We start from the raw sequence: 18,983 nt of genomic DNA, 5'->3' as shown, positions 1-18,983 counted from the left end.
GAGCAAGCCCGCTCCCACAGTTGATCGAAGGTGAACACAAATCCAATGTGGGAGCGGGCTTGCTCGCGAAGGCGGCCTGTCAGGCGCCTGATTTTCCGGGAACCATCCACACCAACCCACTCGCCTTCGCACGCTCATGACACAACCCCAGCACCACCCGCCGCTCGTCATTGGTCATGCGTCCCCAGCGTGTGATCTCCGCGACCGTGCGCTGGCAGCCGGTGCAAATATCGTCCTCATCCAGTGCGCAGATATTCACGCACGGCGAGGCAACGGGTCTTTCAGGCGTGTTCATTCTTCCTGCTCTACCAGGTCACGCGCATAGCGCTGCGAGTTGTGCACATAGTGCGCGGCGCTGGCTTCGAGCATTTTTTTCTGCGGCTCGGTGAGTTCACGCACGACCTTGCCCGGCGAGCCCATCACCAGCGAGCCATCGGGAATTTCCTTGCCTTCGCCGATCAGCGAATTGGCGCCGATGATGCAGTTCTTGCCGATTTTCGCGCCGTTGAGGATCACCGCGTTGATCCCAATCAGGCTGTAATCGCCGACGGTGCAACCATGCAGCATGGCGTTGTGACCGATGGTCACGCCGGTGCCGATGGTCAGCGGATAGCCCATGTCGGTGTGCATCACCGTGCCGTCCTGGACGTTGCTGTTCTTGCCGATCAGGATCAGTTCGTTGTCGCCGCGCAATACGGCGTTGAACCAGACGTTGGCGCCCTCTTCCAGTCTGACCTTGCCCACCAGCACGGCATTGGGCGCGACCCAGCTCTGTGGATGGGTTTCGACGCGGGCGTCGCCCAGGCGGTATTTCATCTTGTTTTCCTCAGGGCTCACGATGACGGGCCATTCGAGCGATGGCTTCAGGTGTTGATATAGCTTTTGGGCGGATGATGCAGGCTGATCTGTTCGTCATAGAGCAGATTGATCAGTTCGACGATCATGATAGCGGTCAAACCCCAGATTTTGAATTCGCCGTAGCGATAACTCGGCACATACCAACTGCGGCCCTGGTAATCGATACGGTGCGTGTGTTCGCGCGGGTCTTTGCGGAAGAACTCCAGCGGCACATTGAATACCGCTGCGATCTCGGCATCGTTGGCCTGGTATTCGACGAAGTCCGGGATCACCCCGACATACGGCGTAACTTTGATGCCATGCAGGGAGATCAGCGGGCTGAGCGGGCCGATCACTTCGACCAGCCCCGGTGGCAGGCCGATTTCTTCCTCGGCTTCGCGCAGAGCGGTGAAGATCAGATCGGGGTCTTCCGGGTCACGGCGTCCGCCGGGGAAGGCCACTTCGCCGCCATGGGTCGAGAGGCCGCTGGCGCGCAGGGTCAGCACCAGCTCGGGCTCGTCACTGCGGGTGATCGGCACCAGAACAGCGGCCTCGGGGAAACGTTTATCGGTCTCCAGCGTGCGCGGTGTGTGGTTGCTTACCCTATGCAGTAGCTCGTCCAGCATGAGTGTTCTCGATCTGTGCCTTACTCTGCATCATGCACCAATCATGGCAGCCGCCCAAGCCCCTGACCGGGCCATGTCGCGAAACGACAACTTGCCGACCGGCACCGCTGCACGCCAAGATAGGCGCAGCATTCAGGAACCCCAGCATGAAATTTTGCAGCCAGTGCGGCAACCCGGTGACCCAGCGCATTCCCGAAGGCGATTCGCGGCTGCGATTTGTCTGTGACAGCTGTCAGACCATTCACTATCAAAACCCCAATATCGTCGCCGGTTGCGTCGCGACCTGGGGCAGCCAAGTGTTGCTCTGCCGCCGCGCCATCGAGCCCCGTCTCGGCTACTGGACGCTGCCCGCCGGTTTCATGGAAAACGGCGAGACCATCGAGCAAGCCGCGATCCGCGAAACCGCCGAGGAAGCCTGCGCCCGAGTGCGTAATCTGAGCATCTACACGCTGATCGACGTGCCGCACATCAGTCAGGTGCATGTGTTCTTCCGCGCCGAGCTGGCCGATCTGGACTTTGCTGCCGGGCCCGAAAGCCTCGAAGTACAACTATTCGACGAAGCCGACATCCCGTGGGACGAGCTGGCTTTCCGCACCGTGGGGCGTACCTTAGAATGCTTCTTCGCTGATCGCCGCGCCGAAAGCTACCCGGTTCGCTCCGAATCGATTCCGCCGTTGACGCAGCCTGCCATCACCTAAAAGCTTCTATAAATAAAATATCTGCGTCACTCCCTGGGGAATCGTTTCAATGCGCTGGTTGCTTGCCCTGTTTTGCCTGTCGTTCGTCACCGTGTCTCAAGCGTCATTCGTGACCACCGTGACGCCGTCGAATACCCCGATGATCGAAAAAATCCTGGTGCTCAAATCGGCTCATCAACTGCAATTGATCGCCGACGGCAAGCCGATCAAGACCTATCGCATTTCCCTGGGCAAGGGCGCGAAAAAAGGTCCGAAACTGATTGAAGGCGACAAACGCACGCCCGAAGGTTTCTACTGGATCGACTGGCGCAAGGTCAGTGAAAAATTCAACCTGGCGATGCACATCTCCTACCCGAACATCAGCGATTCGGCCCGCGCCCGCCGCGAAGGCGTCGAGCCTGGCGGGATGATCATGATCCACGGCACCCCGGATTCGGAAGAAACCCCGGAAGACCTGTTCCACACCCTGGACTGGACCGACGGCTGCATCGCCATGCGCAACATGGACATGCGCGAAGTCTGGGGTCTGGTGCCGGACGGCACGATGATCGAGATCCGTCCTTAACCAGCGACCACTGGTCACCTGAAAAAAATAAATCAAAAGATCGCAGCCTGCGGCAGCTCCTACAGGGTTGATACCACTTCCCACTGTAGGAGCTGCCGCAGGCTGCGATCTTTTGCTTTTTACAGCCAACCCCTAATACCACTTCAAACCACAACCCCCGAAACCCGCCATTTCATTGGGCTACACGCCAATTCCCTGCGTTGACATGGTATTCAAGTGGTATTAATTTCCGCCCCACAAGCGAGCCACAACAATCCTATACTCGCGTCGGAAATGACCTACATGAACGACCTCCAGGCCCTACGCCCAGATGACTCCCAGCCGACGCCGCTGTACCTGCAGCTGGCGCGCAATCTGGAATCGGCGATCCATTCCGGGCAGTGGAAGGCCGAGCAGGCGATGCCGTCCGAACGCAACCTCAGCGAGCAACTGGGTATCTCCCGGGTCACCGCACGCAAAGCGCTGGAAGTGCTGCTCGATCAAGGTCTGATCCGCCGCCTGCAAGGTTCCGGCACGTTCATCACACCCCGTCTGGAACAACCGCTGTCACGCCTCTCGGGCTTCAGCGAAATGCTTCGCCTCAAGGGTTTCGTCCCCAGCTCGCAGTGGCTGGAGCGCGAAATCACCCTGCCGACTCACGAAGAACTGATCCGCCTGAGCCTGTCGCCGAACGACAAGGTCGCGCGCATGAAACGCCTGCGCAAGGCTGACGACACGGTGATGGCCATCGAGATGAGCACCCTGCCCGCCTCGATCATGCCCAAGCCGCACCTGGTCGGCGATTCACTCTACGAATACCTCGACGGCATCGGCAAACCGATCGTCCGCGCCCTGCAGCACATCCAGGCGATCAACGCCTCGGACGAGTTCGCCGCGCTGGTCGGCATCGCCCCCGGCACCGCCATGCTGCTGATGACCCGGGTCGGCTATCTGGAAGACAACACGCCGATCGAAGTCACCGACACCTATTGCCGCAACGACTACTACGACTTTGTTGCAGAGCTTCGCCGCTGATCAGCAGCCAGGCCAAACGAGAGAAGCAAAATGTCCGAAGACAACATCCTCACCGCCAGCGGCTGGGTTCGCGGCCGGCTGATCCACGAACACGGCAAAGTCGTGTCGATCGAAGGCGTGCCCTGCGATCCGGCCGACAATGATCTGCCCTACCTGCTGCCGGGTTTCATCGACCTGCACGTCCACGGCGGTGGCGGCAAAGACATCATGGAAGGTGCCAGTGCCTTCGAGACCATCACCCGCACCCACGTGCGCTTCGGCACCACTTCGCTGCTGGCCACCACCATGACCGCACCGAGTGCCGAGATCTCCAGCGTGCTGAAAGAGGTCGGCGAGTTCTGCGAACAGCGTCCGCAAGGTGCCGCCCGCGTCCTTGGTGTGCATCTGGAAGGCCCGTACATCAACCCCGGCAAACTAGGCGCGCAACCGAATTTCGCCCACACCGCGTTGATGGCCGAGGTCGAGGAATACCTCGCGCTGGCGCCGATCCGGGTGATCACCATCGCTCCGGAAATCGCCGGCCACGACGGGTTGATCCGCGAACTCAGCAGCCGGGGCATCCGCATGCAGATCGGCCATACCCTCGGCAGCTACGAGGAAGGCGTCGCCGCTCTGGAGGCTGGCGCGACCAGTTTCACCCATTTGTACAACGCCATGAGCCCGCTGCATCACCGCGAACCGGGGATCGTCGGCGCCGCGCTGGCCCACGCCAAATTCGCCGAACTGATCCCGGACTTGCTGCACGTGCATCCCGGTGCGATCCGCGTGGCCCTGCGTTCGATCCCATGCCTGTATTGCGTCACCGATTCGACCGCGGCCGCCGGCATGCCCGACGGTGAATATAAGCTCGGCAGCCACACCGTGACCAAATGCCTGGGCGGCGTGCGCCTGCCCGACGGCACGCTGGCCGGCAGCACCCTGACCATGGATCAGGCCCTGCGCAATCTGGTGAAGATCGGATTGCCGATCGCCGAGGCCTCGCAACGTCTTTCGCAATTCCCCGCCGACTACCTCGGCATCAACGAACGCGGGCGCCTCGAACCGGGTGCCTGGGCCGACTGCGTGCGGCTGGATCGCTCACTCACACTGACCGCCGTCATGGTCGAAGGAGAAGACATTGACTTCAAAAATGCTTGAAGAGGCGCTGTCCTCGTTCGAGGCCGTGCAAGCCCAACTGCAACAGCTCGACCCGCAGATGATCGAAATCGCCGGGCGCCTGCGCCGTCAGCCGCCACAAGTGGCGATGACCGTCGCGCGTGGCAGTTCCGACCATGCAGCGAGCTACTTCGCCTACCTGACCATGCAGCAACTGGGCGTACCGGTGGCGTCGCTGCCGATGTCGGTGGTGACCATGCAGCAGGCGCCGCTGAAGGTCAGCGGTCAGGTGGCGTTCGCGTTCTCGCAATCGGGTCAGAGCCCGGATCTGGTCAACAGTCTGCGGCTGCTGCGCAAGCGCGGCGCACTGAGCGTATCGATGGTCAATGCCGCCGATTCGCCACTGGAAGCGGCGTGTGAATTCAGCCTGCCGTTGCTCGCCGGCACCGAAAGCAGCGTCGCCGCGACCAAGAGTTTCATCGCCACCCTCAGCGCCAGCGCCCGCCTGATCGCGCACTGGAAAGAAGACAGCGAACTGCTGGAAGCGCACAACGCCCTGCCCGAAGGCCTGCGCGAAGCGGCGCAGCAGGACTGGAGCGCGGCCATCGACGCCTTGCGAGATTGCGAACGGCTGATGGTCATTGGCCGTGGTGCCGGTTTCGCCATCGCTCAGGAAGCCGCGCTGAAATTCAAGGAAACCTCGGCGATCCAGGCCGAAGCCTTCAGCAGCGCCGAAGTCCGTCACGGCCCGATGGCGCTGATCGACGAGCATTACCCGTTGCTGGTGTTCGCCCCGCGCGGTGCCGAACAGGCCGGTCTGATCAGCCTTGCGGCAGAGATGCGTCAACGCGGCGCTCGCGTGCTGCTGGCCGCGCCGGACGACATCCTCGAACGCGACCTGACCCTGAGCCGCGCCGAACACCCGGCCCTCGATCCGATTCTGGCGATCCAGAGCTTCTACGTGATGGCCGCAGGTCTCGCCGTGGCCCGTGGCATGGACCCGGATCAACCGCGCCACCTGAGCAAAGTGACCCGTACGCACTAAGCCCGAATGACTGCATACCTGATGAGACCGAGCCATGCACAACAACAATAAAGAGCTGACCCTCAGCGCCCCGCTCAGCGGCCCGGTGCTCACGCTCGCCAAAGTCCCGGACGCGGTGTTCGCCAGCGGCGCGATGGGTGACGGCATCGCCATCGACCCGCTGAACGACACCCTGTATTCGCCCTGCGCCGGGGAGATCATCCACGTCGCCCGTACCGGCCACGCCCTAACCGTGCGCGCCGACAACGGCGCGGAAATCCTCCTACATCTGGGCCTGGACACCGTTGAACTGAACGGCGAAGGCTTCTCGATGCTGGTCAAGCAAGGCACGCGGGTCAGCAACGGCCAGCCGTTGTTGCGCTACGACCTGGACAAGGTCGGCCAGCAGTGCAAAAGCCTGGTCAGCCTGTTGATCCTGACCAACAGCCAGGATTTCCAGGTGCGCCCGATCACGCTCAGAGCGGTGAAGGTCGGCGAGCCGCTGCTGCACATCATTGCACGCAACAGCTCTGCGGCGACTGCCGAAGCGGTTGGCGGGCCAGAGGTTCAGGGTCAGGTGCTGGTGGCGCATCGCGGCGGCTTGCATGCGCGCCCCGCCGCGCTGATTCGCCAGACCGCACAAGGTTTCAAGAGCCAGTCGCAGCTGCACTTCGCCGGCAAATCGGCGCCGTGCAACAGCCTGATCGGCCTGATGGGCCTGGCCATCGGCGAGCAGGATGAAGTGCAGGTCAGCTGTCAGGGGCCGGACGCCGAAGCCGCGCTGCAAGCCTTGCTCAATGCATTGGCGACTGCCCTGCCCGAAGACCACCACGCCGCTGCACCGGTCAGCGCCGCACCGCGCAAGCGCCCCGCCGAGGCTGGCGTATTGCAGGGTGTGTGCGCCGCGCCGGGACTGGTCGGCGGGCCGCTGTTTCGCCTGAACGCGATCAGCCTGCCGGCAGATGCGGGCAATCATGCTCCGCTTGAGCAACTGCAGAAACTTGAAGCCGCGCTGAATCAGGTTCGCGGCGAAATCAACGCGACCCTCACCCAAGCGAAAAAGCACAAGAGCACCGACGAAGAAGCGATCTTCGCCGCTCATCTGGCACTGCTCGAAGACCCGGCCCTGCTCGACGCCGCACAGCACTCCATCGACCAAGGCACGGCGGCGACTCATGCCTGGAGCCAGTCGATCGACGTGCAGTGCGAAGTGCTGCAACACACCGGCAGTGCGCTGCTGGCCGAACGCGCCAACGATCTGCGCGACCTCAAGCAACGAGTGCTGCGCGCGCTGCTCGGCGAAGCCTGGCATTACGACGTGCCGGCCGGCGCCATCGTCGCTGCGCATGAACTGACGCCGTCGGATCTGCTGCAACTCAGCGCGCAAGGTGTCGCCGGGTTGTGCATGGCCGAGGGCGGCGCGACTTCGCACGTGGCGATTCTGGCACGGGGCAAAGGCCTGCCGTGCCTGGTTGCACTGGGCGCCGCTTTACTCGATCAAGCACAGGGTCAGTCGGTGGTGCTGGATGCCGATGGCGGTCGCCTCGAACTGACGCCGAACGCCGAACGCCTGGCCGAAGTACAACAGGCGCAAATCGAGCGTCAGCAACGCCGCGATGCGCAACAGGCCAAGGCGCATCTGCCCGCCGAAACTCGCAATGGCGTGACCATCGAAGTGGTCGCCAATGTCGCCTCCAGCCATGAAGCGGCAGACGCCTTTGCCAATGGCGCCGATGGCGTTGGCCTGCTGCGCACCGAGTTTCTGTTCGTCGACCGGCAGACTGCGCCGGACGTCGAAGAGCAGCGCGCCGCCTATCAAGCCGTGCTCGATGCCATGGGTGAGCACTCGGTGATCATCCGCACCATCGATGTCGGCGGCGACAAGCAACTCGACTACCTGCCGCTGCCCGCCGAAGCCAACCCGGTCTTGGGCTTGCGTGGCATTCGTCTGGCCCAGGCCCGTCCGGAAATCCTCGATCAGCAATTGCGCGCACTGCTGCAAGTCAGCCCGCTGCGCCGTTGCCGGATCCTGTTGCCGATGGTCACCGAAGTCGACGAACTGCTGCACATCCGCCAACGGGTCGATGCGCTGTGCCTGGAGTTGGGCATCAATCAGCGCCCGGAAATCGGCGTGATGATCGAAGTCCCCGCCGCCGCGCTGCAAGCTGAACAACTGGCCGAGCACGCCGACTTCCTGTCGATCGGCACCAACGACCTGTCGCAATACACCTTGGCCATGGACCGCGACCACGCCGGCCTCGCCGCCCGGGTTGATGCCTTGCACCCGGCGCTGCTGCGGCTGATCGCCATGACCTGCGCAGGTGCGGCGGTGCACAAACGCTGGGTCGGCGTCTGCGGCGCCCTCGCCTCCGACCCACTGGCGACGCCGGTGTTGATCGGCCTCGGCGTAACCGAGCTTTCGGTGAGCCCGGTGCAGATCGGTGAAATCAAGGATCGCGTGCGCCAGTTGCACGAGGCCGAATGCCAACGCCTCAGCCTCGACCTGTTGAAACTCAACAGCGCCGTTGCGGTACGTCACGCCTGCCACCAGCATTGGCCTCTGCACTAACAACAAGCTCTCTATAAAGAGCAGGGAGAACCACCATGTACCAACTCTTCATCGAAGGCCTGCAACGCCTCGGCCGTGCGCTGATGCTGCCAATCGCGATCCTGCCGATTGCCGGCCTGCTGCTGCGTCTGGGTGACACCGACCTGCTGAACATCGCGATCATCCACGACGCCGGGCAAGTGATCTTCGCCAACCTGGCAATGATCTTCGCCATCGGCATCGCTGTCGGGTTTGCCAAGGACAACAACGGCACCGCAGGCCTGGCCGGGGTGATCGGTTACCTGGTGATGATCTCCACGCTCAAAGTGCTCGACCCGAGCATCAACATGGGCATGCTCGCCGGGATTGTCAGCGGCCTGATGGCCGGCGCGCTGTACAACCGCTTCAAGGACATCAAGCTGCCGGAGTACCTGGCATTCTTCGGCGGCCGGCGCTTCGTGCCGATCGTCACCGGTTTCGCCGCCGTCGCGCTGGGCGTGGTGTTCGGCTACATCTGGCCGCCGATCCAGCACGGCATCAACAGCTTCGGCAGCCTGATGATGGAAAGCGGCAGCTTCGGCGCCTTCGTGTTCGGCGTGTTCAACCGCCTGCTGATCGTCACTGGCCTGCACCACATCCTCAACAACATGGCGTGGTTCGTATTCGGCAACTTCACCGACCCGACCACCGGCGCACTGGTCACCGGCGACCTGTCACGCTACTTCGCTGGCGATCCAAAGGGCGGCCAGTTCATGACCGGCATGTTCCCGATGATGATCTTCGGCCTGCCCGCCGCATGCCTGGCGATGTACCGCAATGCGTTGCCGGAGCGCCGTAAGGTCATGGGCGGGATCTTCCTGTCGATGGCCCTGACCTCGTTTTTGACCGGCGTGACCGAGCCAATCGAATTCGCCTTCATGTTCCTCGCCCCGCTGCTGTATCTGCTGCATGCGTTGCTGACCGGCCTGTCGATGGCGATCACCAATGCGCTGAACATCCACCTCGGTTTCACCTTCTCCGGCGGCTTCATCGACATGGTGCTGGGTTGGGGGCGCTCGACCAATGGCTGGCTGGTGATCCCGGTCGGGCTGGCGTACGCCGTGGTGTATTACGCGGTGTTTGATTTCTGTATCCGCCGCTTCAATCTGAAAACGCCGGGGCGTGAGGATATTGCGGCGGCTGACAAGGCTGTTCTCACCGAGAACGAGCGCGCTGCGGCTTACATCAAGGCACTCGGTGGTGCGGAGAATCTGGTCACCGTCGGTGCCTGCACTACCCGGTTGCGTCTGGAAATGGTTGATCGCAACAAGGCTTCCGATGCTGATTTGAAGGCACTGGGTGCGATGGCCGTGGTACGCCCGGGCAAGGGCGGCAGCTTGCAGGTGGTGGTTGGGCCATTGGCCGACAGCATCGCCGACGAAATCCGCCTCGCCATGCCGACGCTGGGGCTTGCGTTGGTGGCTGCGCCTGCGGTGGTGGTCGAGGAATCGAAAGCCGTATTGGTCACAGCACCGGAAGCTCAACAATGGCTGACTGCGTTGGGCGGTAGCGACAATGTGCTGCAGCTGGACTGCATCGCCCTGACCCGTATTCGCCTGCAATTGGTCGATGGTAAAGCGTTGTCCGAGGCTCAGTTGAAAGAGCTGGGTTGCCAGGGTGTCAGCCCGTTGGAAGGTGGGGTCTGGCATTTGTTGATTGGCGAGAAAGCGGCGAGTTTGAGTGGGGCGATTGAGGCGTTGGTTAATCGGAGTGAGGTCAGCGTCAAGGTTTAATCAACACAAAAAAACCGGCTCAGGCCGGTTTTTTTTATCGCTGACACGTTCAGCTCAGGGTAAATGCTGTTCTGCCTGGTAATGGCGAGTCTGGAATGGCATCAGCGTTTGAACCTTCAATCCAAGGCTTTCTGCTAACCCCCAAGAGACGGCTAATTGATCCTTGCGATTGCGTAACGAAACCATCTTTGGAGGTGCAACATCCTGCTTCGGCGTCGAGTGCGCGAAAAGCTGCAACGCATGCAGCGTTTCCAGCACGCGACTATCAGACACACAAGAGAAGCGCGTAAACCGCTCCAACAGGTAAGCCGCGCGACGGCGTTCTATATCGTCACTGTGATTTTTCAGAAACGCCTTAACCTCGCTTTCAACACTAGAATTCGAGTACCACACTTCTTTCGCAGCGTTCACCAGCGCGACGTCATCGGCCTGATTGAGCGGGCTCCTGACGAGAGTATCCAACGCGGATGAGAGGACGTGCGCGTCATTCACCTTCGTCATCTCCCTTCTCCAGATAGTCTTGCAATATGTTAGTCAGAACCGAAGTTGGTGGCTCTTTGTTGCCAACATATACATCAATGGCCTGCAATGCCAGACGCCGGAGCTCGCTGGTCAGTATGAATCCAAACCTGAGAAGGGCATTGATGTCGGCGATATCGTGATCGGTAGCCCTGCCCAGTTTTGTAATGGCTATGTCGACGGGTGCAGCAATATGTACACGGAGAGGGGACACCCGCGAAAACTCTGGCATGGGAATACTTCGAGACCAATAATCTTCGTGAATCGGGCCAAAGCTAGTGTTGTATTGCAAGTCGTAGTTCAACTCCATCTTTCGCGCAGAACGCTCATCGACAAACGGCTCCGGCACCTCGGCAAGCAGCGTACGCAGGTCGAATCCTGCCGGAATACAAGCCTCATAGATTTCCGCGTCGACGTCCAACGATATGCGGTGATTGGTGTAGAGGTGAACCGCGCATCCTCCAAACACGATGATCTTGACCGCCCCCGGCGCAGCGTTCTCTTGAATCAGTTCCGCCTCGACTGACTTGAACATCGATACCAGCGCCCGCCCCAACGCGGTGTTCGTGTTGATACGGGGCGTAACGACGGGAAGCAATTCCATTTTAAACCTCAGAGTCATAGCGACGGCTCAGTGAAAAGAGCAACATCCCGTTTTCGGTCTATTGCCAAGTTCGCTGTTTGCCAGAGACAACCCAAGGTAGAGAGGCTGCTTCCGAGGGACAACCTGAAAACCCGGTAGGAAAAATCTACTAATTGATGAGGTACAGGAAGTATTCCGACAGCTAGGAAAATGCTTTCGCGAGCAAGCTCACTTCCACAGTGAAGCATTTCAAATGTGGGAACCAGCCTGCTGGCGATGAACGATGGGCGCTCGTCAGGTTTGTGGATCGACTCGATCCAGCGCGCGGTTTACCGCCAGTTCGGCGAGCATGACGATTTGCTGGATCGCCAGTGCGGTGCTGCGTTGCAGGCCGCTGAGTTCGCTGGCGAAGTTGCTGGCCATGGCACTGGCGCAGCCCAACGATTCGTAGGCGTGGGCCAGCAGGGTTTCGGTGTCGATGCTGGGGTTGACCAGGAACATCGTGCTGGGCTGATGCGCCTGAGCGGGTTGCGGGGTGAAGTAGAAATCGACAGCGCGCTTGATGGCTTCACGGTCTTTCGTCAGGTCTTCGACGCGGATGGCGTCGACGGGTGTTGGTGTGGTTTTGTGGGGTGGGTCGGGGATCAGTTTGTCCAAAATTCAACTCCTGCTATGGCATGTGAAGATGCCATCGTTCGCCGGATCTCACGCGGCAAAGAGGTGGCAGCTATGTGCAGGGTGAGATCCACCGGAGCAGGCAACCGGCCAGACCGAAGTCTGCCCGCACACAGCCGCCATAAAGCAGGCAGCAGATTGAGCTGGCGCCAATTATCGTGGTGTTGGCGCTAGTTGCAAGCATTCCGGGGATCTCACGCCCGGTCGCTGAATTGGCAGCGACAAGCAAAGCCTAGAGACCGGGCGTCCGAGGGACAACCTGAAAACCTTGTGGGAAGGTTCTGGTTATTTGACACAGATTTAAACAGCCAAAAGCCAACCCTCACCCTAACCCTCTCCCAGAGGGAGAGGGGACTGACCGAGGTGTTTGGGAGAACTACGCCGACATGCGATACCGAGTCGAACTCAGACTTTCAAAAGCCCAAAAATCGGCTCCCTCTCCCTCGGGAGAGGGCTGGGCGGGCGGCGTTCCGATGAGGGGCGAGAGCACCGCAAACCCAAAGCCGAATACCCGTGCTCCTCACCACTCAACAGGATGAGCGCAAGCTCGGCTGCAGCTCTTGATCTTGATCCACGGGCGACGTCGGAAGGCTGAGTGGAGGGATTGATCCGGGGGTGGGAGCGCAGCGACCGTTTGGCGAAGCCAAACACAGCGAGAGGAGGTGCAGCGAAGCAAACCGGAGGCGCTGCGCCCGGATCAATCCCGGAGCGAAGGGACCCCGAGCCTCAGCGAGCGGGCCGAACGTAGGAGCAAGACTTTTTGGTTACTTTTGAGGCGTTTGTCAAAAGTGACTCGCTGTAAGAGCGAAACCGCCAGCCGCAGCACCCGCAGAAACGGATATTCACACAGTCAGCCAGAACATGGTCGCCTGTCAGGGCGCCATCGCGAGCAGGCTCACTCCTACAGAAAAGCAAATCGCAGCCAACAAAAAACCCGCAGACAATCACTCATCTGCAGGTTTCCCGTTCCAGCGGAAGGAAGATCAGAAATCCTCCAACCGCCACACTTCATAAGCCGGCGTCTCGTACGGGTGACTCAACTTCAAAGCCGCCACCACATCACGAATCAACGCGTCACAAACCACAAGCTCAACCTTCCACTCCTCAACCCGCTCAACCTGCCCCGCCTCACCAATGAACGGCTGACTGCCGTCCAAAGGCCGAAACTGACCAGACCCAAGCACCTGCCAAGCACAGTGGTCATAGTCCCCGATCCGCCCACCACCGGCAGCGAATACAGCGTCCTTGACCACCTCGACATGACTGTCAGGAACAAAAAACCCGAGCTTGTACACAGGCCTCAGTTCACCCAGACGCGAGCATTACGGAACATGCGCATCCAAGGAGCATCCTCGGTCCAGTCTTCCGAACGCCACGAGTTCTGCACCGCGCGGAACACCCGCTCCGGGTGCGGCATCATGATCGTCACACGACCGTCGCGGCTGGTGAGACCGGTAATCCCGCGCGGCGAACCGTTCGGGTTGGCCGGGTAGGCTTCGGTGACCTTGCCGTGGTTGTCGACGAAACGCATCGCCACGCAACCCGACAGATCGGCTTCCAGCAGCGCTTCTTCGCTGGAGAACTCGGCATGGCCTTCACCGTGAGCGATGGCGATCGGCATACGCGAACCGGCCATGCCCTGCAGGAAGATCGAGTTCGATTCCTGGATCTGCACCATCGCCACGCGCGCTTCGAACTGCTCGGAGCGGTTGCGCACGAAGTGCGGCCAGAACTCGCTGCCCGGGATCAGCTCGTGCAGGTTGGACATCATCTGGCAACCGTTGCACACGCCGAGGGTGAAGCTGTCGTTACGCTCGAAGAAGCCCTGGAACGCATCGCGGGCACGGCTGTTGAACAGCGCCGACTTGGCCCAGCCTTCACCGGCGCCGAGTACGTCGCCGTAGGAGAAGCCACCGCAGGCCACCAGGCCTTTGAACTCGTTCAGGTCGACGCGGCCGGCAAGAATATCGCTCATGTGCACGTCGATCGCGTTGAAACCGGCACGGTCGAAGGCAGCGGCCATTTCCACCTGACCGTTGACGCCTTGCTCACGCAGCACGGCAACCTGTGGGCGGATGCCTTTCTTGATGTAAGGCGCGGCGATGTCCTGGTTGACATCGAAGCTCAGCTTGACGCTCAGGCCCGGGTTGTCTTCTTCCAGCAGCGCGTCGAACTCTTGCTCGGCGCAGTCGGCGTTGTCGCGCAGACGCTGGATCTGGTAGCTGGTCTCGGCCCACTGACGTTGCAGCAGGCGACGCTGGCCTTCGAACACCGTGTCACCGTTGAAGGTGATGTTGATCTGGCCATTGTTGATCGGCTGACCGATCACCGACACGCAGTCACCCAGGCCGGCCGCGCTGAACTGCGCGAGGATGTCCGGAGTGGCGTCCTGACGAACCTGGATCACCGCACCCAGTTCTTCGTTGAACAGGATCGCGGCGATTTCTGCCGAGTTTTCGGCAACGCTGTCCAGGTTCAGGCTCAGACCGCAGTGGCCGGCGAACGCCATTTCCACCACGGAGGTCAGCAGACCACCGTCGGAACGGTCGTGGTAAGCCAGCAGGTGACCGTCGGCGTTGAGGCCCTGGATCACCGCGAAGAAGGCTTTCAGGTCTTCGGCGTCATCGACGTCCGGCGCCTGCTTGCCGAGCTTGCCGTGCACCTGAGCAAGGATCGAGGCACCCATACGGTTCTGACCGCGACCGAGGTCGATCAGGATCAGGTCGGTGGTGCCCTTGTCCATGCGCAGTTCCGGGGTCAGGGTCTGACGGATGTCAGCCACTGGGGCGAAACCGGTCACGATCAGCGACATCGGCGAGGTCACGGTTTTTTCTTCGCCGTTGTCGTTCCAGCGGGTGGCCATGGACATCGAGTCCTTGCCGACCGGAATGGTGATGCCCAGTTCAGGGCACAGTTCCATGCCCACCGCTTTCACGGTGTCGTACAGACGCGCGTCTTCGCCCGGGTGGCCGGCAGCGGACATCCAGTTCGCCGACAGTTTGATGTCGGAGATCTTGTTGATGCGCGAAGCGGCAATGTTGGTCAGGGTTTCGCCGATGGCCATGCGGCCCGACGCCGGAGCGTCCAGCAACGCCAGCGGAGTCCGCTCGCCCATCGCCATCGCTTCACCGGTGTAGACGTCGAAGCTGGTGGCGGTAACTGCGACGTCGGCCACCGGAACCTGCCATGGGCCAACCATCTGGTCACGGGCCACGAGGCCGGTGATGGTGCGGTCGCCGATGGTGATCAGGAAGCTTTTGCTCGCCACGGCCGGGTGATGCAGGACGCGCTCGATGGATTCGCTGATGTCGAGGTTCGACGGATCGAAGTCATCGCCCAGCTCGGCTTCGCGAACCACCGAACGGTGCATGCGCGGCGCCTTGCCCAGCAACACTTCCAGTGGCATGTCCACCGGGTTGTTGCCGAAGTGGCTGTCGGTCACGGTCAGTTGCGGCTCGGCAGTGGCTTCGCCGACCACGGCGAACGGGCAGCGCTCACGTTCGCAGATCGCCTTGAAGCGCTCGAAGTCGGCCGGGCCGACCGCCAGAACGTAACGCTCCTGGGATTCGTTGGACCAGATTTCGTGCGGGGCCATGCCCGGCTCGTCGTTTGGAATGTTGCGCAGTTCGAAACGGCCACCACGGTCGCCGTCGTTGACCAGTTCCGGGAAGGCGTTGGACAGACCGCCCGCACCCACGTCGTGGATGAAGCTGATCGGGTTCTTGTCGCCCAGTTGCCAGCAACGGTCGATGACTTCCTGGCAGCGACGCTCCATCTCAGGGTTTTCACGCTGTACGGAAGCGAAGTCGAGATCCGCCGAGCTGGTGCCGGTGGCCATCGAGGACGCGGCGCCGCCGCCCAGACCGATCAGCATCGCCGGGCCGCCGAGCACGATCAGCTTGGAGCCAACGACGATTTCGCCTTTCTTGACGTGTTCTTCACGGATATTGCCCATGCCACCCGCGAGCATGATCGGCTTGTGGTAACCACGAACTTCGTCACCGTGCGGAGTAGTGATCGACTGTTCGAAGGTACGGAAGTAGCCGGTCAGGGCCGGACGACCGAATTCGTTGTTGAATGCGGCGCCGCCCAGCGGGCCTTCGATCATGATGTCCAGCGCAGTAACGATGCGCTCAGGCTTGCCGTACGGCACTTCCCACGGCTGTTCGAAGCCCGGGATCTGCAGGTTGGATACGGTGAAACCGGTCAGACCAGCCTTCGGTTTGGCGCCACGACCGGTTGCACCTTCGTCGCGGATCTCGCCACCGGAACCAGTGGACGCGCCCGGGAACGGGGCAATCGCGGTCGGGTGGTTGTGGGTCTCGACCTTCATCAGAATGTGCACCGGCTCCTGCACCGCGCCGTACTGGCGGGTTTCCGGATCCGGGAAGAAGCGGCCGGCGACGTTGCCGACGATCACCGAGGCGTTGTCCTTATAAGCGGACAGCACGCCTTCGTTGTGCATCTGATAGGTGTTCTTGATCATGCCGAACAGGCTTTTTTCCTGGCTCTCGCCGTCAATATCCCAACTGGCGTTGAAGATCTTGTGGCGGCAGTGCTCGGAGTTGGCCTGGGCGAACATCATCAGTTCGATGTCGTGCGGGTTACGCTTGAGACCGTTGAAGGCGTTGACCAGATAATCGATCTCGTCTTCGGCCAGGGCCAGGCCCAGCTCGGTGTTGGCCTTTTCCAGCGCGGCGCGGCCGCCACCAAGAATGTCGATCGCGGTCAGCGGCTTCGGCTCGGCGTGGCTGAACAGACCGGCGGCCTGTTCCAGATTGCCCAGAACGATCTGGGTCATGCGGTCATGCAGCACGTCGGCGATTTGCTGGGCCTCGGCGTCGCTGAACTGCCCGGCCACGTAGAACGCGATGCCGCGCTCCAGGCGCTGGATCTTGCTCAGGCCGCAGTTGCGAGCGATGTCGCTGGCCTTGCTCGACCATGGCGAGATGGTGCCGAAACGCGGCAACACCAGAAACAGACGGCCGGTCGGCTCTTGTACCGGAACGCTTGGGCCGTACTTCAGAAGGCGCGCAAGCACCTGCTGTTCGTCGCCGGTCAGGACGCCGGTGACTTCGGCGAAGTGAGCGAATTCAGCATACAGGCCACTGACAGCTGGAACCTTCTGGCTCAGTTGCTCAAGGAGTTTGCTGTGGCGAAAGGCAGAAAGGGCAGGAGCGCCGCGCAGGATCAACATCTTCGGGACAGCCTCGGGAAGGGGTGTGCTTTGAGGCCGTGCATTCTAGCCTAAACCGCCCTCAACATCACCCGAAACGCTACGCACGGTTGCACTCGGATATCAATCTGTGTTTCTGCCTTTGAAGTCAAATTCCGAGGGTGCACGAGCCGCGCTTATTTTTCCTGTCACAAAATGCCGTTCAGCCCCATTCCTGCGGGGTTTCGTGCGGTTTTGTGATCTCTAGCAGACAAGCCGCTCACTGTCGAGATATGGCGCCCGCAGCCGTTTGCGTATACTGCGCAGATGTTTTTCCCAACGGCTTTGCGTCCGCGGTACGCCAAATGGCTGATCGCAACCGGACTCTTCCTGATGCTCGGTGGCTGTGTTGATAAACCCAACACACTCGAGCGCGTAAAGGAGGATGGTGTGCTGCGGGTGATTACCCGTAACAGCCCCGCCACCTACTTTCAGGATCGCAGCGGTGAAACCGGCTTCGAATACGAGCTGGTGAAGCGCTTCGCCGACGATTTGGGGGTTGAACTGAAGATCGAGACCGCCGACAACCTCGATGACCTGTTCAATCAGATCGGCAAGCCGAACGGCCCGGTGCTGGCGGCGGCAGGTCTGGTCAGCAGCGAGGATCGCAAGAAGCAGGTGCGCTTTTCCCACTCCTACCTCGAAGTCACCCCGCAGATCATCTACCGCAACGGCCAGTCGCGCCCTACCGACCCAGGCGATCTGGTCGGCAAGAAGATCATGGTGCTCAAGGGCAGCACCCACGCTGAACAACTGGCGGAGCTGAAAAAGAAATTTCCAGGCATCGAATACGAAGAATCCGACGCCGTTGAAGTGGTCGACCTGTTGCGCATGGTCGATGAAGGCCAGATCGACCTGACGCTGGTCGACTCCAACGAAGTGGCGATGAACCAGGTGTACTTCACCAACATCCGCGTGGCCTTCGACCTCGGCGATGCGCGCAGCCAGAGTTGGGCGGTGGCCGCCGGCGAAGACAACAGCCTGCTCAACGAGATCAACGCCTACCTCGACAAGGTGCAGAAGAACGGCACCCTGCAGCGCCTGAAAGACCGCTATTACGGCCATGTCGATGTCCTCGGCTACATGGGCGCCACTACCTTCGCCCAGCACTTGCAGCAGCGCCTGCCCAAATACGAACAGCACTTCAAAACCTACGCCAAGAAAGAGAAAGTCGACTGGCGCCTGCTGGCGGCCATCGGTTATCAGGAATCGCTGTGGCAACCGGCAGTCACTTCGAAAACCGGCGTGCGCGGTCTGATGATGCTGACCCAGAACACCGCTCAGGCGATGGGCGTGTCGAACCGTCTCGACCCCAAGCAAAGCATCATGGGCGGCGCCAAGTACCTGGCCTACATGAAGGATCAGCTCGACGAATCGATTCAGGAGCCGGACCGCACCTGGTTTGCCCTGGCGGCGTATAACGTCGGCAGCGGTCACCTCGACGACGCACGCAAACTGGCGTCCCGCGAAGGCCTGAACCCGGACAAGTGGCTGGACGTGAAGAAGATGCTGCCGCGCCTGTCGCAGAAGCAGTGGTACAGCAAGACCCGCTACGGCTACGCCCGGGGCGGCGAGCCGGTGCATTTCGTGGCGAACATCCGTCGCTACTACGACATCCTGACCTGGGTGACCCAGCCGCAGCTTGAAGGCGATCAGGTGGCCGAGGGCAATCTGCATGTGCCCGGTATCGACAAGTCAAAACCGGCTCAAGAGCCTGCCCCGCTCTAACCAACAGCATAAATCCAATGTGGGAGCGGGCTTGCTCGCGAAGGCGGTGTGTCAGTCGACATATTCTTTGACTGATACACCGCC

At 61.1% G+C, this 18,983-nt stretch carries 16 protein-coding genes; 8 read left to right on the top strand and 8 right to left on the bottom strand.

Going from position 1 to position 18,983, the window contains the following annotated elements:
* Positions 1 to 79 precede the first annotated feature (79 nt).
* The 3 genes from QMX91_RS18960 to QMX91_RS18950 are packed head-to-tail and all read right to left on the bottom strand — an operon-like array spanning position 80 to position 1,463.
* Entirely contained in the window at positions 80 to 295 is a 216-nt protein-coding gene (locus QMX91_RS18960; protein ID WP_098967375.1) for a DUF1289 domain-containing protein, read from the bottom strand.
* A complete protein-coding gene (locus QMX91_RS18955) occupies positions 292 to 816 on the bottom strand; it encodes a gamma carbonic anhydrase family protein (protein ID WP_042606912.1) in 525 nt (174 codons plus the stop codon). Before QMX91_RS18955 ends, QMX91_RS18960 begins: the two co-directional genes overlap by 4 nt.
* Positions 817 to 863: 47 nt before the next feature.
* Positions 864 to 1,463, bottom strand: coding sequence for a CoA pyrophosphatase (locus tag QMX91_RS18950; RefSeq protein ID WP_007967803.1), 600 nt, complete (start codon positions 1,461 to 1,463; stop codon positions 864 to 866).
* A gap of 146 nt (positions 1,464 to 1,609) precedes the next feature.
* Between QMX91_RS18950 and QMX91_RS18945 the strand changes: the two genes are divergently transcribed.
* From QMX91_RS18945 to nagE, 7 genes are all read left to right on the top strand, one after another.
* Entirely contained in the window at positions 1,610 to 2,161 is a 552-nt protein-coding gene (locus tag QMX91_RS18945; protein ID WP_210558950.1) for an NUDIX hydrolase, read from the top strand.
* Between the two features lie 49 nt (positions 2,162 to 2,210).
* On the top strand, positions 2,211 to 2,726 hold the full coding sequence (locus QMX91_RS18940; RefSeq protein WP_027610965.1) for a L,D-transpeptidase family protein: 516 nt from the start codon (positions 2,211 to 2,213) through the stop codon (positions 2,724 to 2,726).
* A 273-nt stretch (positions 2,727 to 2,999) separates the two neighbouring features.
* Complete coding sequence (locus QMX91_RS18935; RefSeq protein WP_161794889.1) at positions 3,000 to 3,740, top strand: GntR family transcriptional regulator; 741 nt, start codon at positions 3,000 to 3,002, stop codon at positions 3,738 to 3,740.
* Between the two features lie 30 nt (positions 3,741 to 3,770).
* Positions 3,771 to 4,877: an N-acetylglucosamine-6-phosphate deacetylase gene (gene nagA / locus QMX91_RS18930; RefSeq protein WP_134785506.1), complete on the top strand. Its 1,107-nt coding sequence runs from the start codon at positions 3,771 to 3,773 to the stop codon at positions 4,875 to 4,877.
* Complete coding sequence (locus QMX91_RS18925; protein WP_223008424.1) at positions 4,858 to 5,880, top strand: SIS domain-containing protein; 1,023 nt, start codon at positions 4,858 to 4,860, stop codon at positions 5,878 to 5,880. Before nagA ends, QMX91_RS18925 begins: the two co-directional genes overlap by 20 nt.
* A 34-nt stretch (positions 5,881 to 5,914) precedes the next feature.
* Entirely contained in the window at positions 5,915 to 8,428 is a 2,514-nt protein-coding gene (gene ptsP / locus QMX91_RS18920) for a phosphoenolpyruvate--protein phosphotransferase (protein ID WP_282413181.1), read from the top strand.
* A gap of 35 nt (positions 8,429 to 8,463) precedes the next feature.
* Positions 8,464 to 10,179 carry an N-acetylglucosamine-specific PTS transporter subunit IIBC gene (gene nagE, locus QMX91_RS18915; protein ID WP_282413180.1) on the top strand — a complete coding sequence of 572 codons (1,716 nt, stop codon included), beginning with the start codon at positions 8,464 to 8,466 and terminating at the stop codon, positions 10,177 to 10,179.
* A 54-nt stretch (positions 10,180 to 10,233) separates the two neighbouring features.
* Here the strand turns inward: nagE and QMX91_RS18910 are convergent, their stop codons facing one another.
* The 5 genes from QMX91_RS18910 to purL form a co-directional block, all read right to left on the bottom strand.
* Positions 10,234 to 10,680: a hypothetical protein gene (locus QMX91_RS18910; RefSeq protein ID WP_007967820.1), complete on the bottom strand. Its 447-nt coding sequence runs from the start codon at positions 10,678 to 10,680 to the stop codon at positions 10,234 to 10,236.
* Positions 10,664 to 11,302 (bottom strand): DUF6036 family nucleotidyltransferase, encoded by a 639-nt coding sequence (locus QMX91_RS18905; RefSeq protein ID WP_185022082.1) that lies wholly within the window; start codon positions 11,300 to 11,302, stop codon positions 10,664 to 10,666. Before QMX91_RS18905 ends, QMX91_RS18910 begins: the two co-directional genes overlap by 17 nt.
* A gap of 273 nt (positions 11,303 to 11,575) precedes the next feature.
* Positions 11,576 to 11,938: a DUF6124 family protein gene (locus tag QMX91_RS18900; RefSeq protein ID WP_282413179.1), complete on the bottom strand. Its 363-nt coding sequence runs from the start codon at positions 11,936 to 11,938 to the stop codon at positions 11,576 to 11,578.
* A gap of 1,001 nt (positions 11,939 to 12,939) precedes the next feature.
* On the bottom strand, positions 12,940 to 13,251 hold the full coding sequence (locus QMX91_RS18895) for a YqfO family protein (protein WP_223008427.1): 312 nt from the start codon (positions 13,249 to 13,251) through the stop codon (positions 12,940 to 12,942).
* Positions 13,252 to 13,256: 5 nt separating this feature from the next.
* Positions 13,257 to 17,153 carry a phosphoribosylformylglycinamidine synthase gene (gene purL, locus QMX91_RS18890; protein WP_135295015.1) on the bottom strand — a complete coding sequence of 1,299 codons (3,897 nt, stop codon included), beginning with the start codon at positions 17,151 to 17,153 and terminating at the stop codon, positions 13,257 to 13,259.
* Between the two features lie 285 nt (positions 17,154 to 17,438).
* Here purL and mltF point away from each other — a divergent pair, with 285 nt between their 5' ends.
* Positions 17,439 to 18,899, top strand: coding sequence for a membrane-bound lytic murein transglycosylase MltF (gene mltF, locus QMX91_RS18885; RefSeq protein WP_097086355.1), 1,461 nt, complete (start codon positions 17,439 to 17,441; stop codon positions 18,897 to 18,899).
* The last annotated feature ends 84 nt before the right edge of the window (positions 18,900 to 18,983 follow it).

The organism is Pseudomonas sp. PS01299, from assembly GCF_029960145.1.
GTDB lineage: Bacteria > Pseudomonadota > Gammaproteobacteria > Pseudomonadales > Pseudomonadaceae > Aquipseudomonas > Aquipseudomonas putida_A.
The sequence above is the reverse complement of the archived record's forward strand: the minus strand, read 5'-3'. Positions and strand labels throughout refer to the sequence as shown.